Annotated in this window: 18 protein-coding genes; 6 read left to right on the top strand and 12 right to left on the bottom strand. The window is 28.8% G+C overall.

Annotated features, from left to right (window positions below; translation table 11 throughout):
• Positions 1-676: 676 nt before the first annotated feature.
• From glmM to Q4586_RS05110, 5 genes are all read left to right on the top strand, one after another.
• Positions 677-2,068 carry a phosphoglucosamine mutase gene (glmM, locus tag Q4586_RS05130; RefSeq protein ID WP_303526957.1) on the top strand — a complete coding sequence of 464 codons (1,392 nt, stop codon included), beginning with the start codon at positions 677-679 and terminating at the stop codon, positions 2,066-2,068.
• A gap of 30 nt (positions 2,069-2,098) precedes the next feature.
• A complete protein-coding gene (locus Q4586_RS05125; protein WP_438273382.1) occupies positions 2,099-2,920 on the top strand; it encodes a hypothetical protein in 822 nt (273 codons plus the stop codon).
• A gap of 90 nt (positions 2,921-3,010) precedes the next feature.
• Positions 3,011-4,480, top strand: coding sequence for an aminotransferase class V-fold PLP-dependent enzyme (locus Q4586_RS05120; RefSeq protein WP_068705946.1), 1,470 nt, complete (start codon positions 3,011-3,013; stop codon positions 4,478-4,480).
• A gap of 1 nt (position 4,481) precedes the next feature.
• Positions 4,482-5,537, top strand: coding sequence for a M14 family zinc carboxypeptidase (locus Q4586_RS05115; protein WP_303526951.1), 1,056 nt, complete (start codon positions 4,482-4,484; stop codon positions 5,535-5,537).
• 77 nt (positions 5,538-5,614) lie between these two features.
• On the top strand, positions 5,615-6,094 hold the full coding sequence (locus Q4586_RS05110) for an Lrp/AsnC family transcriptional regulator (RefSeq protein WP_068705948.1): 480 nt from the start codon (positions 5,615-5,617) through the stop codon (positions 6,092-6,094).
• A 79-nt stretch (positions 6,095-6,173) separates the two neighbouring features.
• Here the strand turns inward: Q4586_RS05110 and Q4586_RS05105 are convergent, their stop codons facing one another.
• The 10 genes from Q4586_RS05105 to Q4586_RS05065 form a co-directional block, all read right to left on the bottom strand.
• Entirely contained in the window at positions 6,174-6,869 is a 696-nt protein-coding gene (locus tag Q4586_RS05105) for a pseudouridine synthase (protein ID WP_303526948.1), read from the bottom strand.
• A gap of 5 nt (positions 6,870-6,874) precedes the next feature.
• On the bottom strand, positions 6,875-8,080 hold the full coding sequence (locus tag Q4586_RS05100) for a multidrug effflux MFS transporter (protein WP_303527471.1): 1,206 nt from the start codon (positions 8,078-8,080) through the stop codon (positions 6,875-6,877).
• A 628-nt stretch (positions 8,081-8,708) separates the two neighbouring features.
• Positions 8,709-8,939, bottom strand: a complete 231-nt coding sequence (locus Q4586_RS14040; RefSeq protein ID WP_497007942.1) for a DUF8370 family protein — start codon at positions 8,937-8,939, stop codon at positions 8,709-8,711.
• 83 nt (positions 8,940-9,022) lie between these two features.
• Positions 9,023-10,222, bottom strand: a complete 1,200-nt coding sequence (locus tag Q4586_RS05095) for a GTP-binding protein (RefSeq protein ID WP_303526945.1) — start codon at positions 10,220-10,222, stop codon at positions 9,023-9,025.
• 6 nt (positions 10,223-10,228) lie between these two features.
• Complete coding sequence (locus tag Q4586_RS05090; protein ID WP_303526943.1) at positions 10,229-11,143, bottom strand: GTP-binding protein; 915 nt, start codon at positions 11,141-11,143, stop codon at positions 10,229-10,231.
• A gap of 42 nt (positions 11,144-11,185) precedes the next feature.
• On the bottom strand, positions 11,186-12,847 hold the full coding sequence (locus Q4586_RS05085; RefSeq protein WP_303526940.1) for a PhoX family protein: 1,662 nt from the start codon (positions 12,845-12,847) through the stop codon (positions 11,186-11,188).
• A gap of 53 nt (positions 12,848-12,900) precedes the next feature.
• Positions 12,901-13,272 (bottom strand): hypothetical protein, encoded by a 372-nt coding sequence (locus tag Q4586_RS05080; protein ID WP_303526938.1) that lies wholly within the window; start codon positions 13,270-13,272, stop codon positions 12,901-12,903.
• 131 nt (positions 13,273-13,403) lie between these two features.
• Positions 13,404-13,871: a metal-independent carbonic anhydrase family protein gene (locus Q4586_RS05075; RefSeq protein WP_068705428.1), complete on the bottom strand. Its 468-nt coding sequence runs from the start codon at positions 13,869-13,871 to the stop codon at positions 13,404-13,406.
• 3 nt (positions 13,872-13,874) lie between these two features.
• Positions 13,875-14,537, bottom strand: a complete 663-nt coding sequence (gene folE, locus Q4586_RS05070) for a GTP cyclohydrolase I FolE (protein ID WP_303526935.1) — start codon at positions 14,535-14,537, stop codon at positions 13,875-13,877.
• Positions 14,530-14,934, bottom strand: a complete 405-nt coding sequence (locus Q4586_RS05065) for a MerC domain-containing protein (protein WP_303526933.1) — start codon at positions 14,932-14,934, stop codon at positions 14,530-14,532. The genes folE and Q4586_RS05065 overlap by 8 nt, the downstream gene beginning before the upstream one ends.
• An 84-nt stretch (positions 14,935-15,018) precedes the next feature.
• Between Q4586_RS05065 and Q4586_RS05060 the strand changes: the two genes are divergently transcribed.
• Positions 15,019-15,399, top strand: coding sequence for a Fur family transcriptional regulator (locus tag Q4586_RS05060; RefSeq protein ID WP_068705422.1), 381 nt, complete (start codon positions 15,019-15,021; stop codon positions 15,397-15,399).
• Between the two features lie 203 nt (positions 15,400-15,602).
• On the opposite strand, the gene Q4586_RS05055 is transcribed toward Q4586_RS05060, so the two are convergent.
• Entirely contained in the window at positions 15,603-15,944 is a 342-nt protein-coding gene (locus Q4586_RS05055; protein WP_303526928.1) for a CPBP family glutamic-type intramembrane protease, read from the bottom strand.
• A 127-nt stretch (positions 15,945-16,071) separates the two neighbouring features.
• A complete protein-coding gene (locus tag Q4586_RS05050) occupies positions 16,072-18,588 on the bottom strand; it encodes a PIG-L family deacetylase (RefSeq protein ID WP_303526925.1) in 2,517 nt (838 codons plus the stop codon).
• Positions 18,589-18,635: the final 47 nt, after the last annotated feature.

Raw genomic sequence — 18,635 nt, 5'->3', positions numbered from 1 at the left:
AATTAGAAATTAAAAATAAAGATACTTACACTTCTCTAGAGCTTTCTTTTATTCCATCAATTCCATAGAAATAGCTATAATAAACTCTTTATAAATAATAAAAAGTTGAATATAATTTAGGATTTTTTTGAGGTTAATACCATAGTTAAAATTAGAATAACATGTCTACTTAACAAAAAAAAGTGTTGGATTTAAATAATAAATTAGCTATTTTTAAGATAATAAAACTTTAAAATTTATAGAAAAATAGATAAAAGGACCCTTGAAAATAATAGAAACTTATTTTACACTTTAAATGATATTTTAATATTTCTTCTTTAATTAAAACCTTTTGGTAAGATGACAACCTATAATATTATAAAAATAACAGCTACCATATTAGCAATAACGATTCACATTAGAAATTGGTATAAGCACTCGATAATTAGAAAAGAAAAAGACCGATACGGACATTTTTTAATTATATTTCTTTTTATGATAAGTTTTTTATTTTTCTCTTTTAAGTAAAATAGGTATGAGTTAAAAAATTACCTAAAGTCATATAAATAAAAAACCGATACTTGCGCAACGGTTTTTTTATGTTTTAAATGTAACAAAAGTTACAGTTAAACCTACTTTGAAGTATCAGTATATTCTTTAATACCATTATATTTGTATTAAAATTAGAAAAAAAACGATGACACTTATAAAATCTATATCAGGAATTAGAGGTACCATAGGAGGAAACACTGGTGAAAACCTTACTCCAGTTGATGCTGTTAAATTTGCTGCTGCTTACGGAGCATTTATCATAAAAAGAAATCCAGAAGCTAAAAAAATAAAAGTAGTCATTGGTAGAGATGCTCGTATTTCTGGTAAAATGATTAGTAATTTAGTGGCTAATACTTTAGTTGGTTTAGGTATAAATGTAGTTGATTTAGGTTTATCAACAACACCAACTGTTGAAGTTGCTGTTCCTTTAGAAAAAGCGGAGGGAGGTATTATTTTAACGGCTTCTCACAACCCTAAGCAATGGAATGCTTTAAAATTATTAAATGAAAAAGGAGAGTTTTTAAATGGTGCTGATGGTGAAGAAATATTAAAATTAGCCGCTGATGAAAACTTTGAATTTGCTGAAGTTGATGATTTAGGAAGTTATAGAAAAAATAAGAAATATTTAAAAAAACATATTAAAGAGGTTTTAAAACTTGATTTAGTTGACGTAAAAGCAATTAAAAAAGCTAAATTTAAAGTAGTTGTTGATGGAGTTAACTCTACAGGAGGAATTTTTATTCCTGCATTACTAAAAGAATTAGGTGTTAAATGTATAGAATTATACTGCGAACCGAACGGTCAATTTCCTCATAACCCAGAACCTTTAAAAGAAAACTTAACAGACATATCAAAACTTGTAGTTAAGAAAAAAGCCGATTTAGGTATTGTAGTTGACCCAGATGTAGATCGTTTGGCTTTAATATCAGAAGATGGATCAATGTTTGGTGAAGAGTATACTTTGGTAGCTTGTGCCGATTATGTTTTAGGAAGATTAGGAGGAGGAAACACCGTTTCTAACTTATCGTCATCAAGAGCATTACGTGATGTAACTGAAAAACATGGCGGAACTTATACAGCTGCTGCAGTAGGTGAAGTTAATGTAGTACAAATGATGAAAGATACCAATACTGTTATTGGAGGTGAAGGAAATGGAGGTATTATTTATCCAGCTTCTCATTATGGACGCGACTCTTTAGTTGGTGTCGCTTTATTTTTATCACATTTAGCGCATAAAAAAATGTCTTGTAAAGCACTAAGAGATTCGTATCCTAGTTACTTTATGAGTAAAAATAAAATACAATTAACTCCGCAAATAGACGTTGATAAGATTTTAGAAACAATGGCTTCTAAATATAAAAATGAAGATGTAAATACTATTGATGGTGTAAAAATTGATTTCGATACAGAATGGGTACATTTACGTAAATCGAATACCGAACCCATTATTAGAATTTATACTGAAAGTACCAGTCAAGAAAATGCAGATAAACTTGCTGAGCGATTTATAACAGAAATTGAACAAATAATAAAATAAAAGTTGAAACTAAGATTAATCAGTTTATTAATGATGTTGTTAACATCATCAATATTAATAGGACAAGAGGAAGAAATAACAGTTAAAGAAAAAAAGAAAGTAACTAATAAAGGAAAATTCTTTGTATACTGGGGATGGAACTGGGCGAGTTACACAGATTCTGACATTAGATTTAAAGGAAATAATTACGATTTTACATTGTCAAATGTAAAAGCACAAGACAGACAAACAAAATTTTCTTTTAGGGATTATTTTCATCCAGGTAGGGTTACTATACCACAAACAAATTATAGAATTGGATATTTCTTTAAAGAAAACTATACCATTTCTATTGGTGTAGATCATATGAAATATGTAATGATTGCCGATCAAGATGTAAAAATTAATGGCGAAATTGCTGTTGGTAATGCAAAATATGACGGAACTTATACGAATGATAACATTAATTTAGCTGCCGATTTTTTGCGCTTTGAACATACTGATGGTTTAAATTATGTAAATGTTGAATTAAAGCGTTTTGATGATGTTAGTAGTTGGTTTGGTTTAAATTTAGAAAACCTACAAATAAATTTAACTGAAGGAGTAGGAGTTGGTATTTTATATCCAAGAACTAACACTAGCTTATTAGAAAATGAAAGACATGATGATTTTCATTTATCTGGATACGGAATGTCAGTTGGAGCGGGTTTAAATATTACTTTTTTAAAGCACTTTTTTGTACAAGCCGATTTAAAAGGTGGTTATATAAATATGGGAGATATTAAAACATCAACCAATCCAGCAGATAGCGCTTCACAAAGTTTTTACTTTTTTGAAAACACTATTTTAATAGGAGGTAAGTTTAGACTTTAATCAACAAAACTAACAAATACGTTAATAATACAAATCTTTTAGGTCAATTATTAGTATAATTCTAATTTTACACTATAAACTACACAGCAAATGACAAATTTAGAGCAATATTTTAATAAATTTAAAAACAATATTGTTGGTATTAATCAAACATATATATCTCCCTACGGAGAACAAAAAATGATTTATACTGATTGGACGGCAAGTGGTAGATTATATCGACCAATAGAAGAACAATTATTACATAAATTTGGTCCTTTTGTAGCAAATACACATACCGAAACATCAACTTCGGGTGCAGCAATGACCTTAGCTTATCATCAAGCACGGAATATTATAAAACAACATGTAAATGCATCAAATGATGATGTATTGATTACTGAAGGATCAGGAATGACAGGTGTTGTAAATAAATTTCAACGAATTTTAGGATTAAAAATTTGCGAAAATTTAAAAGAAAATACCATAATACCTGATGAAAAAAGACCTATTGTTTTTGTAAGTCATATGGAACATCACTCTAACCAAACATCTTGGATTGAAACGATTGCTGATGTTGAAGTAGTGCCGTGTAATGAAGCTGGATTAGTATGTTTGGATAAATTTGAAGCAACTATACAAAAATTTAAAGATAGGCCTATCAAAATAGCCTCAATCGTAGCTGGGTCAAACGTAACAGGTATAAAAACAGATTATCATAAAATAGCCGCATTAATTCATAAATATGGTGGTTTATGCTTTGTTGATTTTGCTTGTTCTGCACCATATGTTGATATTAATATGCATCCAGAAAAAGAAGAGGAGTATTTAGATGCTATTTTCTTTTCACCTCATAAATTTTTAGGAGGCCCAGGAAGTTCAGGAGTTTTAATTTTTAATAAGAAATTATATAAAAACATGATACCCGATAACCCGGGAGGTGGTACAGTAAGTTATACTAATCCTTGGGGAGGTCATGATTATTTTGATGATGTTGAAACACGTGAAGATGGAGGAACTCCTGCTTTTTTACAAACGATTAAAATAGCTTTAGCTATTCAAGTTAAAAATCAAATGGGGACTGATAAAATTAAACAGCGTGAAGACGAAATAAACCCTATTATTTTTAATTGTTTAGAAAACCTGGAAGGTGTAAAAATATTAGCACCAAATCATAAAGACAGATTAAGTATTTTTTCATTTTATTACGAAAAATATCATTTTAATTTAGTTGTTAAATTATTAAACGATCGTTTTGGAATACAAACAAGAGGAGGTTGCTCATGTGCGGGTACTTATGGACATTTTTTATTAAATGTAGATCAAAATACATCAAATAAAATTAAAGATCAAATATCTGAAGGTTGTAATACCGAAAAACCAGGTTGGGTACGTTTATCTGTACATCCAACGGTTACAAACGAAGAAATTCAATTTATATGTCACTCATTAAAAACTTTGACTGAAAACATCAAAGAATGGTCGAAAGACTATAAATATGATATGGTTAAAAATGATTATGTACACATAACAACCGAACCTATAGAAAAAAAATTAATAGCAGATTGGTTTACTTTATAATATGAATATATTAGATACCTATTTTTTAGAAGATAATTATACTGAAATAAAAGAAACGAAAATTGAAGGGAGACATGTTACTCTTGATGATATTGAACCTCTTTATAATGATTTAGATATAAATATAGAATCGAAAGTAGTCGGTTTATCTGAAAAAGGAAGAAATATTTATCAATTAAAATTAGGCTCAGGAAAGATAAAAATATTTGTTTGGAGTCAGATGCATGGTAATGAAAGTACTGGAACCAAAGCTGTTTTTGATTTTTTAAATTTTATAAAACTAAACACTACTAGCGAAATAGTTAACACGATTTTAAAAAATTGTAGTATCACAATTGTACCAATGCTAAATCCAGATGGAGCAGAAGTATACACGCGTGTTAATGCAAATAATGTAGACTTAAACAGAGATGCTGTAGCTTTAAAAGCAAAGGAAAGTAAATTATTACGAGCTATTTTAACAAAAGTAAACCCTGATTTTTGTTTTAATTTACATGATCAAAGAACAATTTTTGGAGTAGAAGGCACTAAAAATCCAGCTACTATTTCATTTTTAGCACCTTCAGAAGAAGAGAGTCGCAAAATAACTACAGGTCGCAAAGAAACGATGAATGTAATAGTTTCGATGAATACATTATTACAAAAATTAATTCCAAATCATGTTGGTCGTTATACAGATGAATTTTATCCTACAGCAACAGGAGATAACTTTCAAAAATTAGGACACAATACAATATTAATAGAAGCAGGGCATTATCCGAATGATTATGAACGTGAAATTGTAAGAAAGTATAATTTTTATGCACTTTTACAAGGTATTTATCATATTTCAACGTCAAAAGACTTTACATATTATTCTGATTATTTAGCTATTCCAAACAATATCAAGAACTTCTATGATGTAATTTATAGAGCTAAAAATAATGAAAAAGATGTCGCTTATCAGTATGTTGAGAAAATAGAAAATAGTAAATTTGCAATGACTTTAAAAAAAGAAAAAGAAGGGGATTTATCTTCGTTTTTAGCACATAAAGAATGTAACAAAAATAAGATATAACTGAATATTTCTTAAAAAAAGTGTTTTTAAATTGAAAAAAAGCTATATTTTAGCAAAATTACTTGAATAAAATAAAAATGAAGAAATTTGTACTTGATGAGATTGATCATCAAATTTTAGACATTTTAATAGAAAATGCTCGTACTCCTTTTACAGACATCGCAAAGAAATTATTAGTATCTGCAGGTACCATCCATGTACGTGTTAAAAAAATGGAAGATGAAGGTATAATTCAAGGTTCAACATTAACATTGAACTATGATAAAATGGGGTATACTTTTATTGCACATGTTGGTGTATATTTAGAAAAAACATCAATGACACAACATGTTTTAGATAAATTACGCTTAATTCCGAACGTAACAGTAGCATATGTGACAGCAGGAAAATACAATATTTTTTGTAAAGTAAGGGCTAAAAGTACTAATGATGCTAAGGATATTATCTATCAAATAGATGATATTAATGGGGTGAACCGTACAGAAACAATGATTTCATTAGAAGAAAGTATTAACGATAAAAAACGTTTGATGCATGCAATTTTTAAAGAAATATAATTAAACTAACTATCATTAAAAAAAAGGATTAATATGTAAAATTGTTAATCCTTTTTTTTTATGTTAAATTATTTAATATTCAAATCATCCAATTAAATTTTTTTAAAATAATATTCCAATCATTAGGTAAACTGGCTACTATTATTTTCTTTTTTTTAGAAAAAGGATGTATAAATTCTAATGAATATGCATGTAAAAATAAATTTTCACAATTAAATTTATCTATAAACATTACATTATGATTTTTATCACCATATTTTGGATCACCAATAAGTGGATGACTTATTTTATTCAAATGAATACGTAGTTGATGTAATCTACCCGTGGTAGGTTTCATTTCAACTAAACTGTATCTTGAAGTATCATAAGGTTTTACTGGAATATCTACAATAACATTACCAATTGTCTTTAAGTGTGTTTCAGCTTCTTTATAAACATTGGAATCTCTACCTTTTACTGGAGAGTTTATTATTTTATACTCTGGTGAATGCCCCCTTACAATTCCATAATATGTTTTTTGAATTTCATTATTCGTAAATAATTCTTGAAATTTAGATACATACTTTGTTTCTTTAGCTAGCAGAATAATCCCAGAGGTTTTTCTGTCTAATCTATGAATCGGGTAAAATTTTTGTCCAAATTGATTAAACAATAACTGCAATAAGGAATCTTCATCAACTACATTTCTAGAATGATGAGCGTGGTGTACCACTACATTATTAGGTTTAGTAACACAAAGTATATATTCATCTTCAAAAAGAACAGTAAGGTTCATATAATTTAGTTATTTGAATTTTTAGATTTGGTAAAATTTAATAATATTAATGATAAAAAACCACAAATTAAAAACCCTACAAAAAGAGGTAGAGTAGTAGTGGTCATAAACTTACCTATTATTGTGGCAATAGGAACAGCCATTATTGTTGATACAAAACCGTTTATAGCCGCACCAACTCCTGCAATATGTCCAACAGGTTGCATTGCTAAGGCTCTTAAATTTCCGAATAAGAATCCCAGTGAAAAAAACTGTAAAGCAAAAAATAATATAAGTATTGTTATGTCTGGATTTTCTTTTCCGTAAAATAATATAATATAAATAACGGGGATTAAAGTAAAGATGATTAAAAAGGTAGTAATGAGTTTATACATTCCAAATTTCATTACAAAATTTCCGTTTAAAAAAGTAGCAAAACCTACCGAAATAGCTAATCCTGCAAAAATAAAAGGAAATTCTTCTATTAAATCATATTGCACCTGAAATATTTGCTGTGATGCACTTAAATATACCATAAACGAACCAGTTATAAAACCAGAAATTAAGGTAAAAACAACAGCTTGCTTATGTTTTATAAATTCTTTAGAACCTTTAACAAAAAGACTTAATGATAATTTTGTTTTGTTTTCATCTTTTAATGTTTCTGGCTGACGCTTCCATAACCATAGCATAACAAAAAAACCGAATACTAATTGACTATAAAATATAAATTGCCAACCGTAAGCATCTAACATTAATTTTCCAATTGCAGGAGCTACAACAGGAACCAAGATGAAAATTACAACGATAAATGACATTATTTTAGCCATATAATTACCACTAAAACTATCCCTAACCATGGCAATACTTATAGTTCTTGGTGCAGATAATCCAATACCTTGTAATATTCTACCAAAAACCATCATTTCAATGCTAGTTGCGTTAATACATAAAAAACTTGCAATTACAAAGACTATAAAACCAAAGTAAATTACAGGTTTTCTTCCGAGACTATCAGAAATTGGACCTGAAATTAATTGACCAAAACCCAAGCCTAAAAATATCATAGTAATTAATAATTGACTATCTGTTGAGTCTTGTTGAATGTTAATACTATTTCCTATTTGCTTTATAGCTGGTAATAAAGCGTCAATTGACAATGCTACTAATGACATTAATGATGCCATTAAAGCTATGAATTCTAATTTAGATTGTTTTTCTTTTTTTTGCATCATACAAATGTACTTTCTTTTTATAGTTTATTTAGATAGTATTAAAAAAACATCTATTTAACATAATATTAATTATAGTACAAATATGTTATTATGAGTAAAACGGCGAATAGAACTTTTTCGGTTCTATTTTACATAGATGCAGATATAGCGCCTTTAGGTCTATATTATGTTAAATATCCCAGAATGTTCTCGTTCTACAATAAACTGTATTACTGGGGTCATTAATCATCCTTTTAGATTTAGATATTGTATTTTAAATTAATCATCCACTGGATAATCAATTTAAAATAATGTGAGAATTTAATATTCCGTACAATGATTCAATATTTTTAAAATATGCGATTCTCAATAAACATTCGAACTATACATTTGTATCTATAATTAGACATTATGTCAAATTGCCTCTTGCCAAAATCGCTCATATTGTGTTTAAAATTTAAAGCTGAAAAAAACTTTAAATTTTAAACACAATTTTCCAACGCTTGCAACCGCATAAAAGCTCACATTTAGTTTCTTAATAAAGTTTTCGTTGAATATGGAATTCTCGTTGTAATTTTTTTAGGAACTTATCGATAAGCTATGCGCAAGAGTATAAAATTACTCTGACGAGATAACTTCTATAATCTTAAAAATACAATTCTATATCAGTAAAATGACTCAAAACGCCTGGTTTTACTGCTATATTCTTATAAATTGTATTAGCTATTCTTTGCTTCAATTTATTTCCAACGGAGTTTCCGTAATCTTTACTAAATGCATAACCTAACCTTGTTTCATTTGGCTCTCCCAAACCAGATAATAAATAATCTGCTTGCCTAAATGATTTTTGTTTTACATTTTTAGTAAAACAGTTTATGGCTCATTCGCTATATTTTAGGAGATATTGTAACGGATTAATATTACTTGGAAATTACTTGTATAAAAGTATTATAATACAAACTAGATCGCTATTGGCCACTGGTCTTTTGCTGGGAATTTTTTATTTTCCCAAATTTTAATTTCTTCGCTAGTAAGTAAACAAGTTTTTAATTTGGCAATAATTTTTTCTTTAGCTAAATGTTGACCTATAAAAACTAATTCTATTTTTCTATCTCCATATAACGTGTGCCATTCAGCTTCGATATTACTTTTATTATCACTAAATGTAGTATGACTCATTCGTTTTGCATAATCCATTGATGCCCACCAAACACCTGCAGAATCAACTTTACAGGAGCCTCCTGCCGAACTCCATATTAATGCTTGATTGGATCTTGAAGCCAGCCAAAACATCCCTTTACTTCTTATAATATTTTGAGGAAAACTTTGATTTAAATAATTTAAAAAACGTACTGGGTGAAATGGTTTTTTACTTTTAAAAACAAACGAACTAATACCATACTCTTCAGTTTCAGGAACATGTTCATTCTCTAATTCTTTAATCCATCCTGCTGATGCTTCTGCTTTTTCGTAATTAAATAAACCCGTATTTATTACTTTATCTAATTTAACATTAGAATTTTGTGTAGCAATAATATGTGCTTCAGGATTTAGTTTGTGTATTATTGCTTTAAGTTCTTGAATGTTATCTTCAGATACTAAATCAGTTTTATTTAATAAAATTACATTAGCAAATTCTATTTGATCAGTTAACAGATTTACAATGGTTCTGTCATCACCTTCAATATTTGTTAACTTTCTTGTTGTTAAATAATCTGCACTTGAAAAATCTTTTAAAAAGTTAAAAGCATCAACTACTGTAACCATCGTATCAATATAACTAAATCTACTTAAATCGATAGTACGATCTTCACTTTCAAATGTAAATGTTTGTGCCACAGGAATAGGTTCACTAATACCAGTACTTTCAATTAAGAGATAATCAAATTTATTTTGTTTAGCTAATTGCTCTACCTCTACCATTAGGTCTTCACGAAGTGTACAACAAATGCAACCATTAGACATTTCTACTAATTTTTCTTCTGTTCTAGATAGTGTATTTTCATTTTCAAGAAATTGAGCATCAATATTAACTTCGCTCATATCGTTTACAATTACAGCTACCTTTAACCCTGCTTTGTTATGTAAAATGTGATTTAATAAAGTTGTTTTTCCGGCTCCTAAAAAACCACTTAAAACAGTTACTGGTAATTTTTTCATTTTATTTTAGATCGTTTGTTTGTGTTCATTTAACACACTTTTTACTATTTTTTTGAGTAATAAAGGCTCACTACTAGGCCCAATTGTTAATAATTTGGAACCAGTTATGGGTATTCCTCTAAAAGGTCTGATGGTTATATTGCCATCAGGTGTTCTTTCGAAATACGTATATACCTCTTCTTTACCTAATTGTACACAGCCTTTTACGCGTAATATGGTTTTTGGTATTTTTTTACAAATACTTTCTATAACCTCTTTACTTGGTAGAACAGGTAAATCTACAGAGCAAGAAGACCAATGTGATTTTAAATGATCTAATTTTTCTGGAATGTTATTAGAACTTGATAATTCTGGTAACCATGAAATATTGATTTGATCCATAGTAATAATTTTAGCAAAAGCATTATGTTCTTTTAACTCTTTAACTACCAACTCTTTTCTTACTTCAGAACAATTCTCTAGATGTGTTAGTACTATTAATGATGAAACTTGTACTTGATTTGTTTCTAAATCATTATGCTTTTCTCTTTTTTGCCAATTATTTACATCTACTACAGCAATTTGTATGGGAGGCAAAAACTGCTCATTTAAACCAACCCCCAGAAACTCCATTAAAGCACAAGCATCTGATGTTCCATTGGCTTCTATTAAAGTTATTCCTTTTTTACGTTTGGGGATTCTATTTACAGCGTTTCTTAGTTCATTAATTCCACTACAACAAATACAGCTACCTGTAAGTGCTTTTATATTCTTTACATCAACTTGATTTAAAAACTGTTGTGCATCCATATTGGCATTTTCATAATCATTTAAAATGATAAAAGGGTTCCAACCGTTTTCTAAAAAACTGTTGGTCAAATATTTTAACAACGTTGTTTTGCCAGCCCCTAAAAATCCTACTATGGTAATAATTGCTTCCATGTTTTATTTCTATCTCGAAATAGTTGGTTTATTGCTAATGTTTTATCCCTCTAATTTATTTAGATAATTCATTTTTTCTATTAAATCACCTGTTACAGCAACCACTGCTGGCTTAGGAATATTATCACCATCAAAAGGCCACGTACTTGTTGGTTTTTTTAAAGATTTAGTTTGTTCTCCTGGATGTTGAACACTTAAAAACAAGGTTTTACCATCTGGTGAAAACCAAGGACCTGTAAGTTCTGCATCTGTTGGTGCAGAGGCAACACGAATTACTTTACCAGCATCTTTACCTAATCTAGGAATAACAAATAAGCTGTTGTTTTTAAAGGGCATATAAGGTTTTTTACTTTTATTCATTGAACTTCCAGACATATCTGAAGTTATCCATAAGTTTCCTGACATATCGAATGCTAGATTATCTGGGCATGAAAAACCGTTTTCCTCGCCACCAACTAAATATGTTGATGCATTAAAGGTTAAGGAATCAAAATTACCATTGGTTTCTTCAATTTTTAAAATTGAGCCATGAAAATCACCTTTGGGTTTATTATTGGTTAAGGTTACAAAAATATGTCCCGTAATAGGGTCTATTTCTATATCTTCTGGTCTATTTAATTGGGTTGCACCTATAAGTTTAGCTGCTTCTCTTGCCCTGATCAAAACTTCGGTTTGATTTTTAAATGTTTCTTTTAAAATAGGTTGGTTTTTCCAATCTAAGGCTAACCATTTTCCGTTTATAGTATCAGCAACATATAAAGTTCCCTCTTTTAAGGAACTTGGTTTAGATGAGATAAATTTATATAGATGTTCATCATTTTTATCATCTGCTGTATAAGCAACTACTCTTTTATCTTCAAGTTCGTATAAAGTACAACATTCGTGTGCAAAACGCCCTAAAGCAATGTGTTTTTGCGCTTTACCATCTTTAGGGTTCACTTCTACTACCCAACCGTAATGCTCTGGAGGGTAATTGTAAAATTTTTCCCAACCATAATCACTTTTTCTATGACTTTCTAGATTCTTTTTATCATATTCAATTTCTCCAAAAAAAGCATCATAGTTTTCCTCACAAGTAATAAAGGTTTTCCATGGAGTAATTCCGCCAGAACAGTTAGCCAATGTTCCTTTTACACTGGTTTTTCCTTTTATTGGAGAATCCCAATTTAAAGCAATATCAGTTTGTGCTGTAATTCTTCTGTTATGAGAATCGTTTTGAACCACTTGCCAAACTCCGTTTTCTTCTTTAATTCTTACAATGCTTCCACCAACATTATACATTTCTTTATCTACTTGCTCTTTGGTTTTTTCTTGTTGATTATTAAAATCAGAAACAAAAAGCGGATTAATGTATTCATGATTTACCCATAACAATCCATCTTTAGGATTATCTTCGTTAAAAGGAATAAAACAGGTATAATCATTATTAAACCCAAAAGTATCTGTGTTACTTATAGCATCTCCCCATTTTATAATGGTGTGATAACCTAAACCATTTGCTAATATTAAATCGTCTTTATCAGAAGCTGTAATCCCTTGTAAAATAAAGTTTTTAAGAATTTCCAATCTTTTTTTCGAAATTTTACTAAAACCCTTTGTTGGTGTAGTTGTATTACCACAACTCATTAAAAATTGAGGTAATACTAGTGATGTTAAACTAGCTTTACCTATAAATGAAATAAACTTTCTTCTATTGTAATCCATTTTAATTTATACTTAAAAAATTATATTGGTAATATGATAATTTATAACTGTTTTTAATTGAAATGATGTTGTTGTAAGCATACTAAATCTGAATATATACTTGAGAACCTATTTTGATTTCTGTAATAAACTTTAGCCTCTATATTTATTGAATGCTGAGCTATTGTGTTTAAATGTAATTTAAAATCCTTTATTTTCTTATTTAAAAAATAGGATAATATTGCAAATTGACTATTACTGCTTTTAAATATTTTTTTTGATAGTTCTTTTTCTTTTCTTATTTCATTTTGAAAACTACTTAATGCTCCTATTTTAGAAAAATTGCCTTTCCATAAGGCATCTAAAACGATCTTATTATCAATAGAAAGTACAAAGCAAAACTTTTGAATGTTATGTTTTTTAACAATTTGTTTTATATACTTCATTGTTTTGTCGTCATAAATAAAAGAATTGCCTAATGAGGTATAAAAATAATTTTGAGACCTAAACGTTTTGTTAATGGCATTTTCTAAATAATCAGTAGGACAAATAAGAAAAAAGCATTTTTGCATTTGTTTTATGAATTTTGAGTATAAGGAAAAGAAGAATGATGTACATCTATTTTTAGGGCATTATCTACTAACTTATATCCGAAAGTGTATTCAACCTTTGCTTCATTACCCTCTAAATCAGTAAAAAAATAATTACCCATTGCAATAGCACGTTTTTCCTCTAAAATTAGGTTAGAATTTTCAAATCTAACTTTTGTCCAAGGCTGTATTGCAAACCCTTTATCTTCTTTACAAACACGATTTTCTCCTGCAATAAAATAAGATGTTGCCTCAGGTTTAGTAGGTCTAAATTGTTCTATTTCGCATTTTGTAGGCTTAAAAGATACTACTCCTGTTTCGAAAGCATAATTTGAATCTAAAAACTCACTGGTAAATTTTTCACAGCTTTCTCTTTGCTCTTTAAGAGCACCAATTTTTACTACTCCATTTCCCCAATTCTTTTGTACTGCTTCTACTTGTTCTTTAGTTATCATTGTTTATATTTTTTGATTACTTATTATTTTTAAAAATTCATTTCTTTTTTCAGTATTATTAAAACAACCACCATACTCTAATGTAGTTGTAAAACTACTTTGATCTTTTATACCTCTGGATGAAACACATAAATGTTTGGCTGTAACCATAATAATTACATCTTTGGTATCTAAAACCGTTTGTAAATCGTTTAAGATTTGAAGAACTAATCTTTCTTGAACTTGTGGACGTCGAGCATAATAATCTACTAAGCGATTAATTTTTGATAGACCAATTACTTTCTCTTTTGCCACATATGCTACATGTGCATGACCAATTATTGGTAAAAAGTGATGTTCACAAGCAGAATCTATAGTAATATTTTGTTCTACAAGCATTTTTTTGTAACCATACTTGTTTTCAAATGTTGAAAGCTTTGGTTTATTGGCTGGGTTTAATCCATAAAACAATTCTTTAATATACATTTTTGCAACACGATACGGAGTACCTGATAAACTATCATCTGTTAAATCAAGTCCGATTTCTTCCATTATCATTTTAAAATGATAAGCTATATTTTCTATTTTTTCATCATCAGTTTTTTTAAAAGCATTTGTACTTAAAGGTGTTTGTATGCTTGAATACATGTGATTATCTCCAACTAATTCTATTTGTTTTTTATTCATAATTTATACAACATTTATCGTTTTTACATTGGCATTTTTTTTGATTATATAAATGCAATGCTACTAGTGTAAGAGCAGCTATATATTTATAAATTTCAGATAGATGAACGAACTCTATACTTTCATTAATAATTACTATCAATAATGCAGCCCAGCTTAACCATAAGCCAACTTTTATATAATTGTTTGTACTAACCTGCACTGAACGACGAATAGCTAAAAAAGAGAGAGCCAAAAAAATATAATCTATCCACCTCCACCACAAAGGCGTGACCTCACAACAAGTTGTAGAACAACTTTGTGCAATAAAAATAAATGGACTAATTACGCAATGCAGCATACATAATGTACTTGCTAATACACCTACATTATCTGGCTTTTGTAATGTTAAATTCATATTATAAATTTTACTTAATGCAACTAAGTTGCAAATATAATTTTTTTATTTGTTACTACAACTTAGTTGCGTTATATTTGTGTTATGGGAATTATTAGAAAAACAAAATCTGTTGAGGCAATACTTAATGAGTTTAATAATAGCTCTGCCGCTATTTCTGTAAAAAAATTATTAGAAAATCTTGATTTTAAATTTAATAAAACAACTATTTATCGAGTATTAGACAAGCTTGAAAACGATGGCGTTTTACATTCTTTTCTTGGTAAAAATGGATTAAAATGGTATGCAAAATGCATGGGATGTTCGGCAAATAAACATAATGATATTCATCCTCATTTTCAATGTTTAGATTGTGGAAAGGTAGACTGTATTCCTACAAGTGTTATAATGCCTAAAATACCAAACAGACAGGTTATAATTACTCAGTTATTAATTCAAGGTAAATGTGAAACATGTGTTGTTTAATTGAATTACGAAAGTAAATTTGATTATTTTTTAACGTTTGAAGAAATATTACAATAAAAAAATCTAGTTTTAATACTCTCTAAAAGAAAGTTTTATTTTTTAATTAAATAAATCCTTACGAACCTAAAAAACATAGTTTCGTATGGTTTTATTAAATATTTTCTAAATAACTTTATTAATATTTAATATGACTTTAATAAAAATTAAAACAATTGCTGCATAAACTCAGTAATAGTTTTATCAAAATTTAAATATATAAATGTTATTCCTATAGTGTCATAAATTCCGTGAATTAATACCAATAAGAGTAAATTATTTTTATTCTTATTAAATAGTAATGATATTATAAATGACCATAAAAATACTGATACCACTCCAATTAATCCTTGATATGCATGTAATATTCCAAAGTAAAGTGACGTTATAAAAGCTGAGAACAACCATGTTTTATTGCTATTGACAAACAACTCCGCCAAAACTTTCATGTAATAGACACAAAATATTAATTCCTCTCCAAAGGCTGCAAATCCCCATACGATAACCATTAAGATAAGATAGGCGAAGTCTCCCCTGATATCATTTATTGATGAAAGTTCATAATCACCAAACCAACTTATAAGTATTGGATCTTTTTTTTTCGAGAGTTTACTTTTTATAGATCATGCTTTTTCACTAAAGTTTTACTTCTTTTTTACTATTATCTTTCTTACCTATTGATAATATATTTGCAAATAATTTATAAGCTCCAGAAACACCCGCTGGTAGTTCTCTAAAAAAACTTAAACCTGTATAAATATAATTTCCTTTTCCATATTTAGCGATAAGTAGGCTACCTTTTTTGGCTGACTCTCCTTTATCACTCATTGATAAAATCGGTGTATATTCCTTACTCCATTGATTTGGAAAATACAATCCACGCTCTTGTACCCAACCATTAAAATCTGTTGTTGAAATTTTATTAGGATAATTTAAAATTGGATGTTCTTTTGCTAATAAAGAAACTTTCGCATTTTCATCTGTAACTCTATCTCTCGATAATTTTAATTCAAATGGCGCTTTTACATCTACTCTTCTATTTGTATTATATTGTACAATCATATTTCCACCATTTTTTACATAAGCTAACAAGTGTTTTTGTTTAAATTGTAATTCTGGTAAAGTATTGTATGCACGAATTCCTACAACTACAGCATCAAATTCCTGTAAATTTTTATCGTTGATATCTTTAGGATTTATTTCTATTACCTTATATCCTATTTGACGTAAGCTTTCAGGAATTGCGTCACCTGATCCTTGAATATAAGCAACCTTCTCACCTTTTTTCTTAATATCTAAACGAACTAACTTTGCTTGTGATGGCAATAAAATTGATTGTTTAGGTATATGATTGTAGTTAATTTCTACCAATTCTTTATCGTACGTTTTATCATCAATCGTTGCAACTGCTTTTAAAATTCCTTCAGATTGATTTTTAGAGGGGGTAACTTTAAAATCTACAACTTGTTTATCACCTTTTTGTTGGATATTAAAATTTGCTATTTTAGGAGATACTTCCCATCCGTTAGGAACTTGTAAAGCAACGGTTCCGCTTACATTTTTATCTCCAGAACGAACTTCTAATGATACTTTTTGCGACACATCATCAGAAAAAATAATAATTTTACTTTTTAATTTTGTTGTTACTTTTGGTAACACTTCAAACGGTTCGTAAATTTCTCCTTTATCTCTTTTAGAAAATCGATGTACAACAGGTATTGTGTATGAAATTGATGCACTACCTATTATTAAATTATATTGTATATTAATTGGTCGTGAACTTTCTGGATTTCCTATTAAAACCTGATTTTTTACTGTATACATTCCTAACCCCCAAGGTTCTGTTAACCAATAAGGTGACGAATAATCAACGTTTTTAATTGCAATACTTTCTTTAAAATTTTGTTTAGAATTTGGTACTAAATCTAATTCTTTTAAAATCGTTTTTTTACTAGGTAATATTTTAATAGATGCTAATTCTATTACTTGTTTACTTCTGTTTAAAACCTCAAAATTAACCTCAAAATTACTATTTGGTATTGAGCTAGATGAAGTTGCCGAAGCTTCTAAATACAGCCCTGCACTAGCTTTTATAATTTCTTTAAGTTCTTTAGTTTTTATTCTCTTCCAGTGTTCGTCTTTTAAATTCTGAACTAATTCATAAGCCTTCATTAATTCTGGTAAATGCTTTTCCGGATTTACAAAATCAAAACTTTGTTCAATTTTATATAAAATAGCTCCAATTTCTCCACCACCTACTACTCTATTCCATGTGGTATTGATTCCTGAAAAAATATCTTTTTTATCTTTCGGAAAATCACCTTTTAAAAACTCAACATATTCTGTTTGACTTCCACGTGTTGTTAAACGCCCAAAACCCTGACATAAATGCTGGCTACTTGCCATTGAAGCCAATTCATTATTTGATACACCTTTTAACGGATAATAAGTTCCGATATCAAAACTTAACATATTACTCTTGTCCGCTTTTTTAAATTTTTCTTGACTACCATAAAACCACCAAGAGGTATTAAAAAATAATCGTTTTGGTTGCCAAATGCTTGTGTTTTTAAGTTGATTTGTATACTTTGTTTTATCATTTGCTAAATCAAAAGCTTCTACACTTAACATTGCTGATGATGTATGATGCCCGTGCGTTGTACCAGGTGTTCTATGATTAAAACGATTTATAATTACATCAGGCTTAAAGGTTCTAATTGCCCAAACTACATCGGCCAATACTTGTTCTTTATTCCAAATTTTTAACGTTTCATCAGGGTGTTTAGAATAACCAAAATCATTAGCTCTAGAAAAACGTTGTTCACCTCCGTCTACTCTTCTGGCTGCTAGTAACTCTTGTGTTCTTATTACACCTAATAATTCGCGCATTTCTGAGCCAATTAAATTTTGTCCTCCATCACCACGAGTTAATGATAAATAACCTGTTCTTGCTTTTTCATGATTTGCTAAATAAGCAATTAAACGTGTGTTTTCATCATCAGGATGCGCTGCAATGTATAAAGCAGAACCTAGAAAGTTTAATTTTTGAATTTTCTCAAAAATCTGATTAGAACTTAATTTATCAGGCTTTTGTGCAAATATTGATATTGATATCAATAAAAAAGATAAACTTAAAAGTGCTTTTTTATACATTTTAAATTATTTAGTTGATGTAATTTTAAATTTTGTAACAAACAAAT

Origin of the sequence: Tenacibaculum soleae (assembly GCF_030549005.1) — a bacterium.
GTDB lineage: Bacteria > Bacteroidota > Bacteroidia > Flavobacteriales > Flavobacteriaceae > Polaribacter > Polaribacter soleae.
Note: the sequence above shows the minus strand (reverse complement) of the source record. Positions and strands in the feature narration are given on the sequence as shown.